The organism is Rhodanobacter sp. Soil772 (genome assembly GCF_001428385.1).
Lineage (GTDB): Bacteria > Pseudomonadota > Gammaproteobacteria > Xanthomonadales > Rhodanobacteraceae > Rhodanobacter.
Map to the genome: position 1 here is coordinate 358684 of NZ_LMSK01000002.1, position 16381 is coordinate 375064.

Below are 16381 nucleotides of genomic sequence, written 5' to 3' on the forward strand. Positions count from 1 at the left end.
GGCGTATGCTGACGGGCAGGCAATGCACGGATTCGTCGCATGTCCCGTTCCGCGGTACCCAACGCTCCACCCGAGAGCTTCAGCGCACCGCGACGGCCGCTGCGGCGGCTGACGCTTGAACTGTTCGGCATCGTCGCCCTGAAGATCGCGGCACTTACGTTGATATGGTGGGTGGTGTTCGTGCCGCAGCCGAAGCCCGACGTCAGCGCGGATGCGATCGCGCAGCGGTTGGCTCCCACCGCCCACGCGCCGCCGGAAGCCTAGCCATGATCCTGATCGACACCGATGTCGTCACGCTGTCGCGCCTGCAGTTCGCGCTGACGGCGCTATACCACTTCCTGTTCGTGCCGTTGACGCTGGGGCTGGTGTGGATGCTCGCCATCATGGAAAGCGTCTACGTGATGACCGGGCGCGAGGTGTGGAAGCGCATGGTGCAGTTCTGGGGCGTGCTGTTCGGCATCAACTTCGCGATGGGCGTGGCCACCGGCGTGACGATGGAGTTCCAGTTCGGGATGAACTGGGCGTACTACTCGCACTACGTCGGCGACATCTTCGGCGCGCCACTGGCGATCGAGGGGCTGATGGCGTTCTTCCTCGAAGCCACCTTGATCGGCGTGTTCTTCATGGGCTGGGAGCGCATCTCGCGGGTCAAGCACCTGCTGGTGACCTGGTTCCTGGCGCTGGGCACCAGCCTGTCGGCGCTGTGGATCCTGATCGCGAATGCGTGGATGCAGCATCCGGTCGACTCCGAGTTCAATCCGGCGACGATGCGCATGGAAGTGACCTCGTTCTCCGAGGTGTTCTTCAACCCGGTGGCGCAGGAGAAATTCGTGCACACGGTGAGCGCCGGCTATGTGCTGGGTGCGATGTTCGTGCTGTCGATCAGCGCGTGGTACCTGCTGCGCGGGCGCAACGTGGATTTCGCCAAACGCTCGATGACGGTGGCGGCAAGCTTCGGGCTGGCGGCGGCGTTGTCGGTGGTGGTGCTCGGCGACGCCTCCGGCTATACCGTGTCGCTCAATCAGAAGATGAAGATGGCGGCGATCGAGGCGATGTGGCACACCGAGCCGGCGCCGGCCGCGTTCACCCTGTTCGGCCTGCCTGACGTGCAGCAGCGCACGACGCATTACGCGGTGAAGATTCCGTGGGTGATGGGCCTGATCGGCACTCACTCGATCGATCAGACGATGCCCGGCATCGCGGAACTGGTGGATGCCGCCAAGGGCCGCATCGGCAATGGCATCCAGGCGTATGACGCGATGCTGATGCTGCGCCAGGACAAGGACAACGCGCAGGCCAAGGCCACGCTGGCCGCACACGACAAGGATCTGGGCTATGCGCTGCTGCTGAAGAAATACGTCGACGATCCGCGCCAGGCCACCCCGGCGGACATCCAGAGAGCCGCCGACAGCACGATCCCGAACGTGCCGGTGCTGTTCTGGGCGTTCCGCATCATGGTCGGCTGCGGCTTCTATTTCATCGCCCTGTTCGCGTTCTCGTTCTGGAAGGCCAGCACGCGCACGCTGGACAGCCAGCGCTGGTATCTGCGCCTGGCGCTGTGGAGTCTGCCGCTGCCGTGGGTCGCGATCGAACTGGGTTGGATCGTCGCCGAGTACGGCCGCCAGCCGTGGGCGATCGAGGGCGTGCTGCCGACTGCGCTGGGCGTGTCGTCGGTGAGCGCCGGCCAGGTGCTGACGTCGCTCGGCGGCTTCGTGTTTTTCTATACCGCGCTGGCGATCGTCGACGTGTTCCTGATGCTGAAGTTCGTGCGCAAGGGGCCGGACGGGCTGGGCATCTGGCCGCCGGCGATCGCCGCCACTCCATCCGGCCAGCACTGAGGACAGCGCCATGTTCGACTACGCCACGCTGCGGGTGATCTGGTGGGCCTTGCTCGGCACGCTGCTGATCGGCTTCGCGATCATGGACGGCTTCGACTTTGGCGTCGCCGGCCTGTTGAAAGTGCTGGGCCGCGACAACGAGGAACGCAAGGTGCTGCTGGAAGGCATCGAACCGACCTGGGAGGGCAACCAGGTGTGGTTCATCCTGGCCGGCGGCGCCACGTTCGCGGCGTGGCCGATGCTTTACGCGGTGTCGTTTTCCGGCATGTACTTCGCCATCGCGCTGGTGCTGCTGGCGCTGATCCTGCGCCCGGTCGGTTTCAACTTCCGCGGCAAGATCCACGACCCGCGCTGGGCCTCGCTGTGGGACTGGGTGCTCACCGGCTCCGGGCTGACGGTAATGCTGGTGGCAGGCATCGCGTTCGGCAACCTGTTCCTCGGCCTGCCGTTCCGCTTCGACGACGACTTGCGCATGAACTGGCACGGCGGCTTCCTCGACCTGCTGCATCCCTTCGCCCTGCTGTGCGGGCTGGTCTCGCTCGGCATGCTGCTGGCGCACGGTGCCTGCTTCGCCGCGCTGAAGGCCGACCATGCCATCGCGGTGCGCGCGGTGGCGATCGCGCGCTGGACGACCCTGACATTTGCCGCGCTGTACGTGCTGGCCGGCGTGTGGCTGGCCTACGGCATTCCCGGCTACGCGATCGCCGGCCCGGTGCTGACCGAGGGCGTTTCCAATCCGCTGTACAAGCAGGTCGCGATCGGCGGCAGCTGGTTCGCCGGCTACCTGCAATACCCGTGGTTCTGGGCCGCGCCGCTGCTGGCGCTGGCCGCGGCGGTCGGCGTGCAGGTGTTGATCGGCCGGCGCAGCACGGCCGGCTTCATCGCCAGCAGCGTGATGGTCGGCAGCACGATCGCCTCGGCCGGCTTCGCGCTGTTCCCGTTCCTGCTGCCGTCCAGTCTCGACCCGCGTTCCAGCCTCACCGTGTGGGACGCCTCGTCGAGTCGCGGCACGCTGCAGCTGATGCTGTTGGTAACCCTCGTGCTGCTGCCGATCGTCATCCTCTACACCGGTTGGGTATACCGGGTGATGCGCGGACGGGTCACGCTGGAGCAGGTGCGCAAGGCGCACGGCGGTTATTGAAGGGAGTACGGACCGATGTGGTATTTCTCATGGATCCTCGGGCTGGGCCTGGCCTGCGCCTTCGCGATCCTCAATGCAATGTGGTACGAAGTGCACGCCACCGACGAGGCGAACCGCCTGCGTGAAGACTCACTGCTGCCGGATGAGCTGAGCTAGCGAGCCGCCAGCAACGCCTCGATCGCCTCGGCCTCTTTCGGCACGGCCGCAGTCAGCACCTCGTTGCCGTCGCGGGTCACCGCCACGTCGTCCTCGATACGGATGCCGATGCCGCGCCAGCGCTCGGCCACCGAGCGGTCGTCCGGCGGCACGTATAGGCCCGGCTCCACCGTCAGCACCATGTCCGGTTCGAGCAGGCGCGATTCGCCGTCGACCCGGTAGTCGCCCACGTCGTGCACGTCCAGACCCAGCCAATGGCCGGTCTTGGCCGGAAAGTAGCGCTGATAGCTGCCGTCGGCGACCGCCGTGTCGGCATCGCCCTTGAGCAGGCCAAGTTCGCACAGGCCTTCGGCCAGCACGCGTACCGCCGCCGTGTGCGCGGCGCCGAACGGCCGGCCCGGGCGCACCTCGTCGATCGCCGCCAGCTGCGCGGCCAGCACCACCTCATACAGCGCGCGCTGCTCGCGGCTGTAGCGGCCGTTGACCGGGAACGTGCGGCTGATGTCGGACGCGTAGCAGTCCAGTTCGGCACCGGCGTCGATCAGCAGCAGCTCGCCGTCGCGCAACGTCGCGCGGTTGCTCTGGTAGTGCATCACGCAGGCATTCGCGCCGCCGGCGACGATCGGCGCGAACGCCGGCACCGCGCCGCGGCTGCGCACCACGCGCAGCAGTTCGGCTTCCACCTCGTACTCGTGGCGTCCCGGCACGGCGACCTGCATCGCGGCCAGGTGCGCGTCCACCGCGATCGCCGCGGACGCACGCATCAGCTTCAGCTCGGCGCGCGACTTGTACAGGCGCAGATCGTGCAACAGATGGCCAAGCGCCACGAATTCCTTCGGCACCACGCCGCCGCCGCGCAACTGGCGCAGGCGGCGCATCCAGCCGAGCAGTTGCGCATCGAACTCCGGCTCGCGGCCGAAGTGGCAGTAGACCCGGCCGCGGCCCTCGATCATGCCGGGCAGGATGTCGTCGATGTCCTCGATCGGAAACGCGTCGTCCATGCCGTAGTCGGCCACCGCCCGTTCGGTGCCGATCGACTGGCCGTGCCAGCGCTCGCGCTCGGGGTCGTGCTCGCGGCAGAACAGCACCGCCTCGCCGTGCTTGCGCCCCGGCAACAGCGCCAGCACCGCGTCGGATTCGGGAAAGCCGGCCAGGTAATGGAAGTCCGAATCCTGCCGGTACGGCCACGCCGCATCGGCATTGCGCATGCGCTCGGGCGCCGCGGCGACCAGCAGCACCGCGTCTTCGCCGGCCATCTGCATCAGCTGACGCCGGCGCCGCGCGAATTCGTCCGGGCCGATCGCCAGCGCGGCCAGTTTCGGGGCGCTCGGGATCAATGCACGGTGCCGCTGGCGGACGGGTCGGACGTGGCGCATTCGGTGTGCAGCAGCATTGCCGCGACGCGCACGAACTCCTGCACCTCGATCAGCGCGTCCTCGTCTTCGTCCTCGCTGCCGAAATCGAACGAGGACGCAGCGATCGTGCCGATATCGCGCAGCACTTCCTGCGCCTCGTCCGACAGCTGCGCATGCGCCGCGGTGCCGGCCAGGCCGAAGCCGCCCAGGAAGCCGCGGCACCAGTCGACCATCGCCTCGGCGCGTTCTTCCAGCGGACGGTCGTCCTCCGGCAGCAGCGGCTCGAAACCCAGCTCGGGATCGGCCAGCTCGCTTTCGCTTTGCCGGGCCAGCCGGTCCAGCAAGGCCAGGTCGTCCGCGGAGGGATGGCCTGCTTCGCCGTCGAGCTGCAGCGCGGCCAGCACGGACGTGCCGCGCAGCGAGCCGCCGCCGGCCAGGTAGCCGCACAGCGAGCCATGCAATTCGCTGGCCTCGGTGCCCAGGCGCAGGCGCATGATCAGCGCGTCGATATCGTCGTGGCCCACAAGTCCGGGTGCCGTCATGGTGAAGCTCCTGCCGGGAATGGCCGCCAGTTTAATGCAGCCGCCGGCTCCACCATCGCCCCGGCCGCCGACGAGCCGATTTCCGCCGGCGTCCTGCTATAGTTTCGGGCATGAGTACGCCTGAGCCCATCCCGTCCGATCCGGTTCATCAAGAGTTGGCCGCCCTGGCCCAGCAGCTTGATCGGCTGCTCGATACGGTGCGCCGGCTCACCGAGGAAAACCGCAGCCTGCGCCAGAGCCAGGAGCAACTGTCCGGCGAGCGCGCGGGTTTGCTGGCGCGCAACGAGCAGGCCCGCAGCCGCGTCGAGGCGATGATCCAGCGGCTCAAATCGCTTGAAAGCAACGGCTGATAGAAACCATGTCCAGCAGTGAACCGGTCGCGCTGCGACTGATCGACCGAGAATTCCTGATCGCCTGCGAGCCGGAGGAGCGCGACGGCCTGCTCGAAGCCGCCGGTTTTCTCGATCGCAAGATGCGCGAACTGCGCGCAAATGCGAAGGCGCCCAGTTTCGAGCGGCTGGCGGTACTCACCGCGATCAGCGTGACGCACGAGTTTCTCAGCCTGCGCAAGCAGCATGACAACCAGGAACAGCGCCTCAGCGATGGCCTCGCCGCCCTGCGCAGCAAGCTTGATGCCGCACTTGAGGGCGAGCCGCTCAAGCGCTGATCGACCCCAACCGGATGAACGCCGGTCATCCGTCGGCAGTGGCACATTCCAGGGCAAGCGCCTAAAATCACCCACGGCGTTTTCTGCGATGTGCGCCAGCACACTCTTACATTTGCCTTGTTCCTAAATACGGCCCCGGGTCGGCTTAACATCGGCTGTTGTGCATGTCCGCCACGTGCGGAAAGCCTTGAGGCCATGTAGCTCTCCCACCTGATCCATCGTGGATCAAGGTCGTTCGGTGGGCAGCGGCATCGCGGTTGACGCCACTCATTCCCCCGCCCCGTTCGTCCCGTGACGAACGGGGCGAACTACGACGGAGCTGCGCGAAACGTGGACGCCCCCGCCCAACGACGCGAGCTTCGCCAACGTCTCGCCGAGCAACGCCGTGCGCTGTCGCCGGCCGGGCGCATCGCCGCCGCGCAAGGCCTGCGTCGCAGCCTCGAACAGTTGCCCGAATACTTCACCGACGCGCGCGTGGCCGGCTACTGGGCCAGCCACGGCGAGTTGCCGCTGAACCTGGTGATCCCACCGCTGGCCGGTCGCGGCCAGCAGTTCCTGCTGCCGGTGATCGGCCGGAACAAGCATCTGCGCTTCGCGCCCTGGCAGTCCGGCGACGCGGTGCAGCCGAATCGCTACGGCATCCCCGAGCCGGTCGCGCCGGGCGAACTGCTGGAGCCGTTCCAGCTCGACCTGGTGCTCGTGCCGCTGCTCGGCTTCGACCGCCGCGGCCATCGGCTCGGTCATGGCGGCGGCTACTACGACCGCAGCTTCGCCTTTCTCAACGAGCAGGTGCGTCCCACCGAACCGCTGCTGGTCGGCATCGCCTACGATTTCCAGGAACTGGAAATCGTAAATAAGGAACCATGGGATGTCGCTCTGGATTTCATCGCCACCGATCGCGAACTGATCGACTGCACCACGTCTGACCCGGAACCGGAGACCGCTGCGTGAACCACTGGCTGATGAAGTCCGAACCGGACGCGTTCTCGATCGACGACCTCAAACGCAGAAAGCAGGAAGCCTGGGACGGCGTGCGCAACTACCAGGCGCGCAATTTCATGCGCGACGGCATGCGCCCCGGCGACAAGGTATTTTTCTACCATTCCAACTGCGCCGTGCCGGGCATCGTCGGCATCGCCGAAGTGGTCACGGATGCGTATCCCGACCACAGCCAGTTCGACCCGAAGAGCAAGTACTTCGACCCGGGCAGCTCGCGCGACAACCCGCGCTGGATGCTGGTCGACGTGAAGTTCGTCAAGAAACTCAAGCGCACAATCAGCCTGGACGAACTCAAGGGCCACGACGCGCTGATCGAGATGCCGCTGCTGCGCAAGGGCAACCGGCTGTCGGTGATGCCGGTCGACGCAACTCACTGGAAATACATTCTCGCGCTGGAATGAGCGCGGCCCGACCACCCTCCACCGGAATCCACCGATGAGCAACGCAAACGAAAAACGCCAGGCTGGCGAGGCCGCGATCCGCTACGTCGAGGACGGCGCCATCGTCGGCGTCGGCACCGGCTCCACCGTGGCGTTCTTCATCGACGCGCTGGCCGACCTCAAGGATCGCATCCAGGGCGCGGTGTCCAGTTCGGAACAGTCCACCGCACAGCTGAAGCGGCTCGGCATTCCGGTGCTCGACCTCAACGCCGCCGGTCCGCTGACGATCTACATCGACGGCGCCGACGAGTGCGACCCGTACAAGCGCCTGATCAAGGGCGGCGGCGCCGCGCTGACCCGCGAGAAGATCGTAGCGGCGGCCAGCGAGAAGTTCGTCTGCATCATCGACTCCAGCAAGCGGGTCGAGCTGCTCGGCAAGTTCCCGGTGCCGATCGAGGTGATCCCGATGGCGCGCAGCCTGATCGGCCGCGAGATCGTCAAGCGCGGCGGCCAGCCGGTGTGGCGCGACGGTGTGGTCACCGACAACGGCAACTGGATCATCGACGTGCACGGCTGGCAGATCGTCGACCCGGCCGCGCTGGAGAGCGAACTGAACCAGCTGCCCGGCATCGTCACCGTCGGCCTGTTCGCGCGGCGTCCGGCCGACGTGGTGCTGATCGGCGACAAGGAGATGTAGAACCCGGGCGCCGCGATGGCCGGCGCGTACGCCGGTCGCGGCCTCTCGCTCGCGCGGTCTACGCGACTGGTGTCGGCTTGTGCGACTTGCCGAGCTTGATGTGGCGGCCCGTGTGACGCGCCTCGCGCAGACGCCGCGCATGCGCGGTCAGGATGTCGCCGCGGGTGATGATGCCCACCAGCTTGTGCGGGTCGTCCTTGCTCACCACCACCAGCCGGCCCACGCTCTCGGCCACCATGTGGTCGGCCGCTTCGCGCAGCGAGTGGCCTTCGTTGACCGCGATCGGCGGCCGTGTCACCAGTTCGCCCAGGGTCAGCGTGTAATGCCATTGCGGGTCGAGCAGACTGCGCCGGGTCAGCACGCCCCGGACGCGGCCGTGTTCATCCACCACCGGAAAGCCCTGGTGATGCGAGTGCGACGATTCCTCGTTCAGCCAGCGGCGCACCTCGGCCAGCGCCTGGCTGGTCTTGAGCGTGGCCACGTCGCGCGAGCAGGCGTCGCCCACGCTGACCAGCTCCAGGTAGTCGGCTGCATACTCCGACGGCACGCGCACGCCGCGCCGCGCGATCTTCTCGGTCATGATGGTGTTGCGCATGAACAGCGCCGAGATCAGGTAGGCCGCAGTGCAACCCCCCAGCAGCGGTAACAGGCTCGCCGGCTGGCGCGTGGTCTCGAAGGCGAACACCACGGCGGTCAGCAGCGCCCGCGAGGAGCCGGCGAAGATGGCGGCCATGCCCACCAGCGCGGCGATGCGCGGATCGACGCCGAAGCCGGGCATCACCTGGTTGATGCCGATGCCGATGACCGCGCCGAGCGAGCCGCCGATCATGAACAGGGGTGCCAGCGTGCCGCCCGAGGTGCCGCTACCCAAGGCGATCACCCACGAGATGAATTTCAACGTGCCGAAGGTGAGCAGCATGGTGAGGCCGAAGTGGCCCTGCACCAGGGCGTCGATGTTGTCGTAGCCCACGCCCAGGGTGCGCGGCTCGATCCAGCCCACGAAGCCGGCCACCAGCGCCCCGATGACGGGCCACCACATCCAGTGGATCGGCAGCTTCTCGAACAGGTCCTCGACGCCGTACACCGCCCGGGTGACGCCGATCGAGGCGAAGCCGACCAGGCCGCCGATCAGCACGAAGCTGGCCAGGGCCCAGCCTCCCGGCTGCTGCACCTCCGGCATCGGAAAGACCGGCGCCGCGCCGTAGGTGGCGTAGCGCACGCCGACCGCCGTCACCGTGGCCAGCGCCACCGGAATCAGCGAGCGCGGACGCAGCTCGAACAGCAGCAGCTCCACCGCCAGCACCAGCGAAGCCATCGGCGCGCCGAACACGGCCGCCATGCCGGCCGCCGCACCGGCCGCCAGCAGCACCTTGCGTTCGTTCGCGGTGACGCGCAGCAGCTGGCCGATCAGCGAACCCATGGCGCCGCCGGTGGAAATGATCGGGCCTTCGGCGCCGAACGGGCCACCGGTGCCGATCGCGAACGCCGAGGACACCGGCTTGAGCCAGGTGATGCGGGCGGGGATGTTGGATTCGTTGGTGAGGATCTGTTCCATCGCCTCGGGGATGCCATGCCCCTGGATCGCGCGCGAGCCCCAGCGCGCCATGATCCCGGCGAGCAGGCCGCCGATGGCGGGAACCAGGATGACCCAGGCGCCCAGGTGATTGTTTGCCGGCGACAGCACGAACGAGCCGCTGCGCGCATGGGGGCCGATCACGTCCGATACCTGGCCGTAAAAGCACAGGTCGGTGATCAGGTTGATCATCAGCATCAGCAGCTGGGCGACATAGGCCGCCGCCACACCCAGGATCACCGCCAGCACACTGATCAGCACGATCCGGTGGGTGACCAGGGTGGACTTGCGCGGCATGCGCGCCGCGTCCAGCGACAAACCCAGCGCGGGGGCGACCGGCAGGGCGTCAGTGCTACCGATCGTGCGCACGTCGGCGTGCCCGACGGGATCGTCAGTGGTTGGCGTCATCGAGGTTTCGCAACGAAGGAAAGCGGAAATTTTACGCTGCTGCAGTGCGAAAAAAAAGGAAGAAGATCGCGCAACGACACGCAATTTCCTGCGATTTCGCGCATTTCCAGCGAACGTGGGCAACCCCATCGTCTAGCCGCCAGCGCGCGGCCAGACCCGGTACCGCCCACACGAAAATGCCCGCCGGAGGGCGGGCATTTGGCCGGGTCGTCACGCATCGCTGCGTGCGTCGGCATCTGGATTTGGCAGCCCCGGATGGATTCGAACCACCGAATGCCTGAGTCAGAGTCAGGTGCCTTACCGCTTGGCGACGGGGCTAGGGTGCTTAGTTTAGCGCTTGGAGAACTGGGTGGCGCGACGAGCCTTGTGCAGACCGACCTTCTTGCGCTCGACCTCGCGGGCATCGCGGGTCACGAAACCGGCCTTGCGCAGCGGCGACTTCAAGCTCTCGTCGTACTCGATCAGCGCGCGGGCGATGCCCAGGCGGATCGCGCCGGCCTGACCGGTGATGCCGCCACCGGCAACCGTCACCTTGATGTCGAACTTGCCGGTGTTCTCGGTCAGCTCGAGCGGCTGGCGCACGATCATGCACGAGGTCTCGCGGCCGAAAAATGCCTCGAGCGACTTGCCGTTGACCACGATTTCGCCCTTGCCCTTGCGCAGGAACACGCGGGCGGCGGAGGTCTTGCGGCGGCCGGTGCCGTAATTCTGCTGGATTGCCATGGTCATTTCCTTAGATCTCCAGCGCCTGCGGCTGCTGTGCGGTATGCGGATGCTCGGCACCGCCGTAGACCTTGAGCTTGCGATACATCTCGCGGCCCAGCGGGTTCTTCGGCAGCATGCCCTTGACGGCGATCTCGATCACGCGCTCCGGGTAGGTCGCCAGCAGGTCCTTCAGACTGGTGGTCTTCAGGTTGCCGACGTAGCCGGTGAAGCGGTGGTACTTCTTGTCGTCCAGCTTGGCACCGGTGACGTGCACCTTCTGCGCGTTGATCACCACGATATAATCGCCGGTGTCGCAGTGCGGGGTGTATTCCGGCTTGTGCTTGCCGCGCAGACGACGGGCGATTTCGGTCGACAGGCGACCGAGCGTCTTGTTCGTGGCATCGACCACAAACCAGTCGCGCTTGACGTTGTCGGCATTGGCGCTAAACGTTTTCATTTCAGAATACCTGTCTGCCGCCGTGAGGCGGTACGCATGATTCGAGAAAGCATGCTTCGGTGGAACAAAGGCGCGAGATGATAGCGGAGCCGTCATCCACGGCGCAAGCCCACCGACCGGCGAGCTGTGAGCTGGCAATGATAGCATGACCACCATGCTGCTTGAAAAGTCCCCCCCGCACGCGCACGCGGGCCGCATCGCCGCGCTGGCCGACCAATGCGTGCAGTGCGGGCTGTGCCTGCCGGTCTGTCCCACCTATGCGCTGGACCGCAACGAAGCGGAATCGCCGCGCGGGCGCATCGCGATCGCCTCCGCGCTGGCCCGCGGGCTGGCCGACCCCACCGCCGAGCTGCGTGCACACCTGGACCACTGCCTGGGCTGCCTGAACTGCGAAACGGTGTGCCCGGCGCAGGTGCAGTACGGCGAACTGCTGATGGAAACCCGCGCCTTGCTGGGGCCGTCGCCGCAGCGACCGCGATGGCTGCTGGAACTCGTCAAACGGCCAGCGCTGCTGCGCTTCCTTCGCCGGCTGGGCGGCTGGCTCGCGCTGTCGCGCTGGAAAGGCCCGCTGGCACGGCGCCTGCCTGCCGCTTCCCCGTGGCGCGCCGCCCTGCTCAACCTGCCGTCCACGCTCCCGGCTGCCCGCGTCCGGACTCGTCATGCAGTTCGTGGACAACCCCACCTGGCACTGTTCCCCGGCTGCGTGGCCAGCATCGACGACGCCGAGGCGCAGCAGGCGGCGATCACCCTGCTGCAGGCGGCAGGTTTCGCGGTCAGCGTGCTGCCCGCGTTCTGCTGCGGCGCGATGGACCTGCACGGCGGCGCCGTGGAAACCGCCGAACATGCCGCGCAGCGCGTGCGTCAGGCCTGGGACGCCAGCGGCGCCAGCCAGCTGGTTGCGGTGACGCCCGGCTGCATTGGCACGCTGCGCCGCGCCTTGCCGGGGGTGAACGTGCTCGATCCGCTGGAACTGCTGGCGGCTCACGCCGAGGTGCTGCACTTCCGCCCGCTGGCACGACGGGTGGCTTTGCATCTGCCGTGCACCCAGGTCAACGTGGCACGCAGCGACGACGCCTTGTTGAAGTTATTGCGCCAGGTGTCCGGACTCGAGGTGCTGCCGTTGCCACGGCTACCGCATTGCTGCGGCGCGGCCGGCAGCCACCTGCTGGAATTCCCCGCGCGCGCCGCGCAACTGCGCGACGATACGCTGCGGCAAGCCGCCACCCTGGATCCGCAGCTGCTGTTGTCGTCCAATATCGGCTGTCGTTTGCACTTGGCCGCCGGCATCGACGCGCAGGGCCTGCCCTGGCCGACCCGACACCCGCTGACCTTGCTGGCCCAACAACTCGAACAGCCCCCTTCGAATCAGGAAAGCCCATGACCGTGCGCACGCTGAGCCCCCTCGACCGCCTGCTGGCCGGCTGCGAACGCGCGCTGGAGGCGATCGCCGGTTCGCCGCAGGCGCATCGGCCCTCACCCGCCGTCGGCATCGCCGAGACGGATCTGGACGACGCCGAGCGCCGCCACGCCGCCGGACTGATGCGGATCAACCACACCGGCGAGGTCTGCGCGCAGGCACTGTACTTCGGCCAGGCCGCGCTGGCGCGCAACGCCGACAACCGCCAGCACTTGCTGCACGCCGCGGTCGAGGAGACCGACCACCTGGCCTGGTGCGCCGAACGCCTGCAGCAGCTGGATAGCCGCCCGAGCCTGCTCAATCCGCTGTGGTACGCCGGCAGCTACGCGATCGGCGCGGCCGCCGCGCTGGCCGGCGATCCGCTCAGCCTCGGCTTCGTGGTCGAGACCGAACGCCAAGTGGAAGCCCACCTCGCCGAGCACCTGGAAAAGCTGCCGGCGCAGGACCAGCGCTCGCGCGCCGTGCTGACCCAGATGCAGTCGGACGAGATCCGCCACGCGCAGGCCGCGCAGCAACGCGGCGGCATCGAATTGCCGTTCCCGCTGCCGCAGCTGATGCACGCCAGCTCGATGCTGATGAAGACGGTGGCCTATCGCTGGTGAGCTGCGCTCACCAGCGACGGGATTCGGGATTGGGGATTCGGGATTCGAGAGAAGCCGATACGCCGCAACGTCGCGGCTTTTTCGAATCCCGAATCCCGTCATCCCGAATCCCGGCTACATCAGGTTGCGGCCGTGGAACAGTTCCTCGATCTCGCGGCGCAGCAGCGACTCGATGCGCTGGCGCTCCTTGAACGAGAGGTCGTCGGCATGCGACTCGAACAGGTAGGTGTCGAGGTCGAAGTCCTTGATGTGCATCTTCGTGTGGAACATGTTTTCCTGGTACACGTTGACGTCGAACATCTCGTACTTCTGGCGGATGTGCTTGGCCAGGTAGTCCTGCACCGAATTGATCTTGTGGTCGATGAAGTGCTTCTTGCCCTTCACGTCGCGGGTGAAGCCGCGCACGCGGTAGTCGCACACCACGATATCCGACTCGAAGCTGTCGATCAGGTAGTTCAACGCCTTCAGCGGCGAGATCACGCCGCAGGTGGCCACGTCGATGTCCGCACGGAAGGTGGCGATGCCGTTGTGCGGATGCGTTTCCGGATAGGTATGGACGGTGATGTGGCTCTTGTCCATGTGCGCGACCACCGCGCCGGCGATCGAATCGCGGCCGAGCTTCTCCACCACCGGCTCCTCGGAGATCAGCATGGTCACCGAGGCGCCCTGCGGGTCGTAGTCCTGGCGCGCGATGTTGAGGATGTTCGCGCCGATGATCTCGGCCACGTCGGTGAGGATCTGGGTCAGGCGGTCGGCGTCGTACTGCTCATCGATATACTCGATGTAGCGCCGGCGCTGGTCCTCGGACACCGCGTAGCAGATGTCGTAGATGTTGAAGCTCAACGCCTTGGTCAGGTTGTTGAAACCCTGCAGGCGCAGACGGGGAAGTGGTTTGACCACGGGCGGCTCTCCATGACCGGGTGTTCGGCCAGCAGTAGAGGCGGGTTAGCGACAAGGGTCCCCGCGGTATGGTGTGAAGCGCAGGCGCACAGCCTGCACGACCCTTGTGAACCGCATGTGGCAACCTTGCCGCATCCGGAAGACCGCGGAGTATGCGGCAAAAGGAAAAGAAATTGAACCTGCGGCAAGCGCTCAGGTTTGCCATAATGCCAAGCTTGCAAGGATGGTTCAGCGACGCGCATGGCGCGTGGCAACGACTGCCGCTGTAATGACAACCATCTGTAGGGGATGATCGTGGCGCAACTCAAATACCAGCTCCAACAGGCTTTTGAACGCTCGCAGGCTCCGCTCGGCTTCGCACCCGACCCGGCCGCGATGGAACGTTTCCTGGCGCTGTGCCACCGCCGGCGCTACCCGGGCAAGACCGCGATCATCCGACCCGGCGACCCGGCCAACACCTTGTATTACGTGGTCGAGGGCTCGCTGGCGGTATGCACCGAAGACGAGCAGGGGCGCGAACTGATTCTTGCCTACATCAGCCGCGGCCAGTTCATCGGCGAGATGGGCCTGTTCGTGGAGCAGGCCCAGCGCGAGTCGATGGTGCGCACGCGCACCCCGTGCGAGATGGCCGAGGTCAGCTACGAGCGCCTGTTCCAGCTGATGGAAGGTCCGCTGCGCGAGGAATGCCCGAAGATCCTGTTCGCGATCGGCTCGCAGCTGACCAACCGTCTGCTGCGCACCTCGCGCCAGGTCAGCCGGATGGCCTTCATGGACGTCACCAACCGCATCTCGCGCACCCTGCTCGACCTGTGCCAGGAGCCGGATTCGATGACCCACCCGGACGGCACCCAGATCCGCATCTCGCGCCAGGAAGTGAGCCGCATCGTCGGCTGCTCGCGCGAGATGGTCGGCCGCGTGCTCAAGCAGCTGGAGGAGCAGCGCATGATCGACGTCTCCGGCAAGACCATCGTGGTGCGCGGTACGCGCTGATCCCGCGCGGGATTCACCCGTCGGCCATCTGAACCGGTTTTTTCACGAAGACCGGTCTAGGGTGGCTTCCGCCATCGTTTGCGAGACAACGCTTGGATTACGGACAGTTCTTCATCTTTGTCGGTGTCGGCTTGCTCGCCCAACTGGTCGATGGCGCGCTGGGCATGGCCTACGGGCTGGTCTCCAACTCGATCCTGCTGGCGCTGGGCCTGCCGCCGGCGGTGGCCAGCGCCACCGTGCACACCGCCGAAGTGTTCACCACCGGCGTTTCCGGCGCAGCGCACGCCTGGTTCGGCAACGTGCGCTGGAAACTGTTCTGGCAACTGGCCATTCCCGGTGCGATCGGCGGCATCCTCGGCGCAACCTTCCTGGCCAGCGTGCCGGGCGAGGCGATCCGTCCCTGGGTCAATGCCTACCTGCTGATCCTCGGCACGATGGTGCTGTTGCGCGCCTTCGGCAAGCGGCTGACCCGCCACCGGGTACAGCACAGCGGCGTGCTGGGCTTCTTCGCCGGCCTGCTCGACGCGATCGGCGGCGGCGGCTGGGGCCCGCTGGCCACCAGCACCCTGATCGCACGCGGCGGCGGTGTGCGCAGCACGATCGGCTCAGTCAACGCCGCCGAATTCGTGGTGACGGTCTGCACCTCCGCCACCCTGGTCTGGCATGTCGGCGTCGGCCACTGGCCGATCGTGCTCGGCCTGCTCACCGGCGGCGTGATCGCCGCGCCGTTCGCCGCCTGGCTGGTGCGCCACCTGCCCGAGCAGGCCGTGATGGCCGCGGTGGGCAGCCTGATCGTGCTGATCAGCCTGGGTCAGCTGGTGCAGACGCTGCTGTAGACACCTCTGTTTTCGATTGCGCTCAGAACCACTCGACGCGAGTGACTGCGCGGCCCAGCGCCTTCTCGACCTTCTTGCACAGCGTGGGCGTGCCGTTGACCAGCACCGCCTCGGCGGCCAGCTTCAGCATCGCCGCGTCATACATCGAATCGCCGTACGCCACCTGCCACGCGCTGAGTCCATGCCGGGCCAGCGACTGCACCTTGCGCCGGCCCACGTTGTGCCACCGCGGCCGCATGCCGAGCCAGCCGGGGCGCAACTGCGAGGCCAGCACCTCCAGGTGGGTCAGCCCCAGTTGCTGCAGGATCCCGCTGACCAGGGTGTGCTCGCAGCCGGTCACCACGATCACCCGGTCGCCCTGCGCCTGGTGCCGACGCAACGCGTGCAGGCCGTCGCGGCAGAACTGCTTCGGCCGCCGCGCCAGGGTGGCGGCGAATGCGTTCGCGGCAACCTGGTAACCCTGCTCGCCCAGCCCCAGCAGCGCGATGCGCACCAGCAGGCGCATCGGCAGGCGGCGCGAGACTGGCAGCAGCAACAGCAGCAGCGGCGTGCTCAGCAGGGCCAGCAGGCAGCGCCACCACGAGCGGCGGTAGCGCTCGCGCATGAACAGGTAGAACGAATCGCCGCGGATCAGTACGCCGTCGAAATCGAACAGCACCACGCGCGGCAATGCCGCGTCCGCGCCCGCTGGCGCCACCGCTTCGCGTTCCGGCATCAC

At 66.9% G+C, this 16381-nt stretch carries 20 protein-coding genes, 1 tRNA gene and 1 other RNA gene; 14 read left to right on the forward strand and 8 right to left on the reverse strand.

All coding sequences use genetic code 11. The annotated features are described in order from the left end of the window. Positions 1–39: 39 nt before the first annotated feature. From cydP to cydX, 4 genes are read left to right on the forward strand one after another with little or no spacing between them, the layout of a single operon-like run. Entirely contained in the window at positions 40–264 is a 225-nt protein-coding gene (cydP, locus tag ASG75_RS08335; RefSeq protein ID WP_056387825.1) for a cytochrome oxidase putative small subunit CydP, read from the forward strand. 2 nt (positions 265–266) lie between these two features. Then, positions 267–1838, forward strand: a complete 1572-nt coding sequence (locus tag ASG75_RS08340) for a cytochrome ubiquinol oxidase subunit I (protein ID WP_056387829.1) — start codon at positions 267–269, stop codon at positions 1836–1838. A 10-nt stretch (positions 1839–1848) separates the two neighbouring features. Further along, positions 1849–2979 (forward strand): cytochrome d ubiquinol oxidase subunit II, encoded by a 1131-nt coding sequence (gene cydB, locus ASG75_RS08345; RefSeq protein ID WP_056387832.1) that lies wholly within the window; start codon positions 1849–1851, stop codon positions 2977–2979. Positions 2980–2994: 15 nt separating this feature from the next. Continuing rightward, positions 2995–3135 carry a cytochrome bd-I oxidase subunit CydX gene (gene cydX / locus ASG75_RS08350; RefSeq protein WP_056387835.1) on the forward strand — a complete coding sequence of 47 codons (141 nt, stop codon included), beginning with the start codon at positions 2995–2997 and terminating at the stop codon, positions 3133–3135. Here the strand turns inward: cydX and ASG75_RS08355 are convergent. Beyond that, positions 3132–4472, reverse strand: coding sequence for an aminopeptidase P N-terminal domain-containing protein (locus ASG75_RS08355; RefSeq protein WP_056387842.1), 1341 nt, complete (start codon positions 4470–4472; stop codon positions 3132–3134). The two genes, cydX and ASG75_RS08355, sit on opposite strands and share 4 nt — an antisense overlap. Beyond that, positions 4469–5032, reverse strand: coding sequence for a UPF0149 family protein (locus tag ASG75_RS08360; RefSeq protein WP_056387844.1), 564 nt, complete (start codon positions 5030–5032; stop codon positions 4469–4471). The genes ASG75_RS08355 and ASG75_RS08360 overlap by 4 nt, the downstream gene beginning before the upstream one ends. Positions 5033–5142: 110 nt before the next feature. Between ASG75_RS08360 and ASG75_RS08365 the strand changes: the two genes are divergently transcribed. The 6 genes from ASG75_RS08365 (at position 5143) to rpiA (ending at position 7775) form a co-directional block, all read left to right on the forward strand. Next, the gene (locus tag ASG75_RS08365; RefSeq protein ID WP_056387847.1) at positions 5143–5382 is read left to right on the forward strand and encodes a TIGR02449 family protein; all 240 of its coding nucleotides are present in this window, start codon (positions 5143–5145) and stop codon (positions 5380–5382) included. A gap of 8 nt (positions 5383–5390) precedes the next feature. Then, positions 5391–5699 (forward strand): cell division protein ZapA, encoded by a 309-nt coding sequence (locus ASG75_RS08370; protein ID WP_056387850.1) that lies wholly within the window; start codon positions 5391–5393, stop codon positions 5697–5699. Positions 5700–5776: 77 nt separating this feature from the next. Further along, a non-coding RNA gene (gene ssrS / locus ASG75_RS15935) (6S RNA) lies at positions 5777–5963 on the forward strand. A gap of 66 nt (positions 5964–6029) precedes the next feature. Beyond that, complete coding sequence (locus ASG75_RS08375) at positions 6030–6650, forward strand: 5-formyltetrahydrofolate cyclo-ligase (protein WP_056389175.1); 621 nt, start codon at positions 6030–6032, stop codon at positions 6648–6650. Between the two features lie 11 nt (positions 6651–6661). Next, positions 6662–7099: an EVE domain-containing protein gene (locus ASG75_RS08380; RefSeq protein WP_200935687.1), complete on the forward strand. Its 438-nt coding sequence runs from the start codon at positions 6662–6664 to the stop codon at positions 7097–7099. Between the two features lie 34 nt (positions 7100–7133). Further along, entirely contained in the window at positions 7134–7775 is a 642-nt protein-coding gene (gene rpiA, locus ASG75_RS08385; RefSeq protein WP_056387854.1) for a ribose-5-phosphate isomerase RpiA, read from the forward strand. A gap of 58 nt (positions 7776–7833) precedes the next feature. On the opposite strand, the gene ASG75_RS08390 is transcribed toward rpiA, so the two are convergent. From ASG75_RS08390 to rplM, 4 genes are all read right to left on the reverse strand, one after another. Next, on the reverse strand, positions 7834–9756 hold the full coding sequence (locus ASG75_RS08390) for a chloride channel protein (RefSeq protein ID WP_056387857.1): 1923 nt from the start codon (positions 9754–9756) through the stop codon (positions 7834–7836). 243 nt (positions 9757–9999) lie between these two features. Then, positions 10000–10074 (reverse strand) — tRNA-Gln (locus ASG75_RS08395). A gap of 12 nt (positions 10075–10086) precedes the next feature. Continuing rightward, positions 10087–10479, reverse strand: coding sequence for a 30S ribosomal protein S9 (gene rpsI, locus ASG75_RS08400; protein WP_056387860.1), 393 nt, complete (start codon positions 10477–10479; stop codon positions 10087–10089). Positions 10480–10489: 10 nt separating this feature from the next. Next, positions 10490–10918, reverse strand: coding sequence for a 50S ribosomal protein L13 (gene rplM, locus ASG75_RS08405; protein ID WP_056387864.1), 429 nt, complete (start codon positions 10916–10918; stop codon positions 10490–10492). Between the two features lie 145 nt (positions 10919–11063). Between rplM and ASG75_RS08410 the strand changes: the two genes are divergently transcribed. Next, positions 11064–12299 (forward strand): (Fe-S)-binding protein, encoded by a 1236-nt coding sequence (locus ASG75_RS08410; RefSeq protein WP_056387867.1) that lies wholly within the window; start codon positions 11064–11066, stop codon positions 12297–12299. Continuing rightward, positions 12296–12937: a 2-polyprenyl-3-methyl-6-methoxy-1,4-benzoquinone monooxygenase gene (gene coq7, locus ASG75_RS08415; protein WP_056387870.1), complete on the forward strand. Its 642-nt coding sequence runs from the start codon at positions 12296–12298 to the stop codon at positions 12935–12937. The genes ASG75_RS08410 and coq7 overlap by 4 nt, the downstream gene beginning before the upstream one ends. Before the next feature lie 114 nt (positions 12938–13051). Here coq7 and speD read toward each other — a convergent pair whose 3' ends face one another. After that, entirely contained in the window at positions 13052–13837 is a 786-nt protein-coding gene (gene speD, locus ASG75_RS08420; protein ID WP_056387873.1) for an adenosylmethionine decarboxylase, read from the reverse strand. A gap of 288 nt (positions 13838–14125) precedes the next feature. On the opposite strand from speD, the gene crp reads away from it, so the two are divergent. Further along, complete coding sequence (gene crp, locus ASG75_RS08425) at positions 14126–14827, forward strand: cAMP-activated global transcriptional regulator CRP (protein WP_056387876.1); 702 nt, start codon at positions 14126–14128, stop codon at positions 14825–14827. A 92-nt stretch (positions 14828–14919) separates the two neighbouring features. Then, a complete protein-coding gene (locus ASG75_RS08430; protein WP_056387881.1) occupies positions 14920–15663 on the forward strand; it encodes a sulfite exporter TauE/SafE family protein in 744 nt (247 codons plus the stop codon). Between the two features lie 22 nt (positions 15664–15685). Here ASG75_RS08430 and ASG75_RS08435 read toward each other — a convergent pair whose 3' ends face one another. Continuing rightward, on the reverse strand, positions 15686–16378 hold the full coding sequence (locus tag ASG75_RS08435; RefSeq protein ID WP_056389178.1) for an HAD-IB family phosphatase: 693 nt from the start codon (positions 16376–16378) through the stop codon (positions 15686–15688). Between the last annotated feature and the right edge of the window lie 3 nt (positions 16379–16381).

What these genes read in the sequence shown, in the direction of transcription:
- crp (WP_056387876.1), top strand. Translation starts at nt 14,126, where the DNA reads ATGATCGTGGCGCAACTCAAATACCAGCTCCAACAGGCTTTTGAACGC.
- ASG75_RS08380 (WP_200935687.1), top strand. Translation starts at nt 6,662, where the DNA reads ATGAAGTCCGAACCGGACGCGTTCTCGATCGACGACCTCAAACGCAGA.
- cydX (WP_056387835.1), top strand. Translation starts at nt 2,995, where the DNA reads ATGTGGTATTTCTCATGGATCCTCGGGCTGGGCCTGGCCTGCGCCTTC.
- ASG75_RS08390 (WP_056387857.1), bottom strand. Translation starts at nt 9,756, where the DNA reads ATGACGCCAACCACTGACGATCCCGTCGGGCACGCCGACGTGCGCACG.
- coq7 (WP_056387870.1), top strand. Translation starts at nt 12,296, where the DNA reads ATGACCGTGCGCACGCTGAGCCCCCTCGACCGCCTGCTGGCCGGCTGC.
- cydB (WP_056387832.1), top strand. Translation starts at nt 1,849, where the DNA reads ATGTTCGACTACGCCACGCTGCGGGTGATCTGGTGGGCCTTGCTCGGC.
- ASG75_RS08340 (WP_056387829.1), top strand. Translation starts at nt 267, where the DNA reads ATGATCCTGATCGACACCGATGTCGTCACGCTGTCGCGCCTGCAGTTC.
- rpiA (WP_056387854.1), top strand. Translation starts at nt 7,134, where the DNA reads ATGAGCAACGCAAACGAAAAACGCCAGGCTGGCGAGGCCGCGATCCGC.
- rplM (WP_056387864.1), bottom strand. Translation starts at nt 10,918, where the DNA reads ATGAAAACGTTTAGCGCCAATGCCGACAACGTCAAGCGCGACTGGTTT.
- ASG75_RS08360 (WP_056387844.1), bottom strand. Translation starts at nt 5,032, where the DNA reads ATGACGGCACCCGGACTTGTGGGCCACGACGATATCGACGCGCTGATC.
- cydP (WP_056387825.1), top strand. Translation starts at nt 40, where the DNA reads ATGTCCCGTTCCGCGGTACCCAACGCTCCACCCGAGAGCTTCAGCGCA.
- ASG75_RS08370 (WP_056387850.1), top strand. Translation starts at nt 5,391, where the DNA reads ATGTCCAGCAGTGAACCGGTCGCGCTGCGACTGATCGACCGAGAATTC.
- ASG75_RS08435 (WP_056389178.1), bottom strand. Translation starts at nt 16,378, where the DNA reads ATGCCGGAACGCGAAGCGGTGGCGCCAGCGGGCGCGGACGCGGCATTG.
- ASG75_RS08410 (WP_056387867.1), top strand. Translation starts at nt 11,064, where the DNA reads ATGACCACCATGCTGCTTGAAAAGTCCCCCCCGCACGCGCACGCGGGC.
- rpsI (WP_056387860.1), bottom strand. Translation starts at nt 10,479, where the DNA reads ATGGCAATCCAGCAGAATTACGGCACCGGCCGCCGCAAGACCTCCGCC.
- ASG75_RS08365 (WP_056387847.1), top strand. Translation starts at nt 5,143, where the DNA reads ATGAGTACGCCTGAGCCCATCCCGTCCGATCCGGTTCATCAAGAGTTG.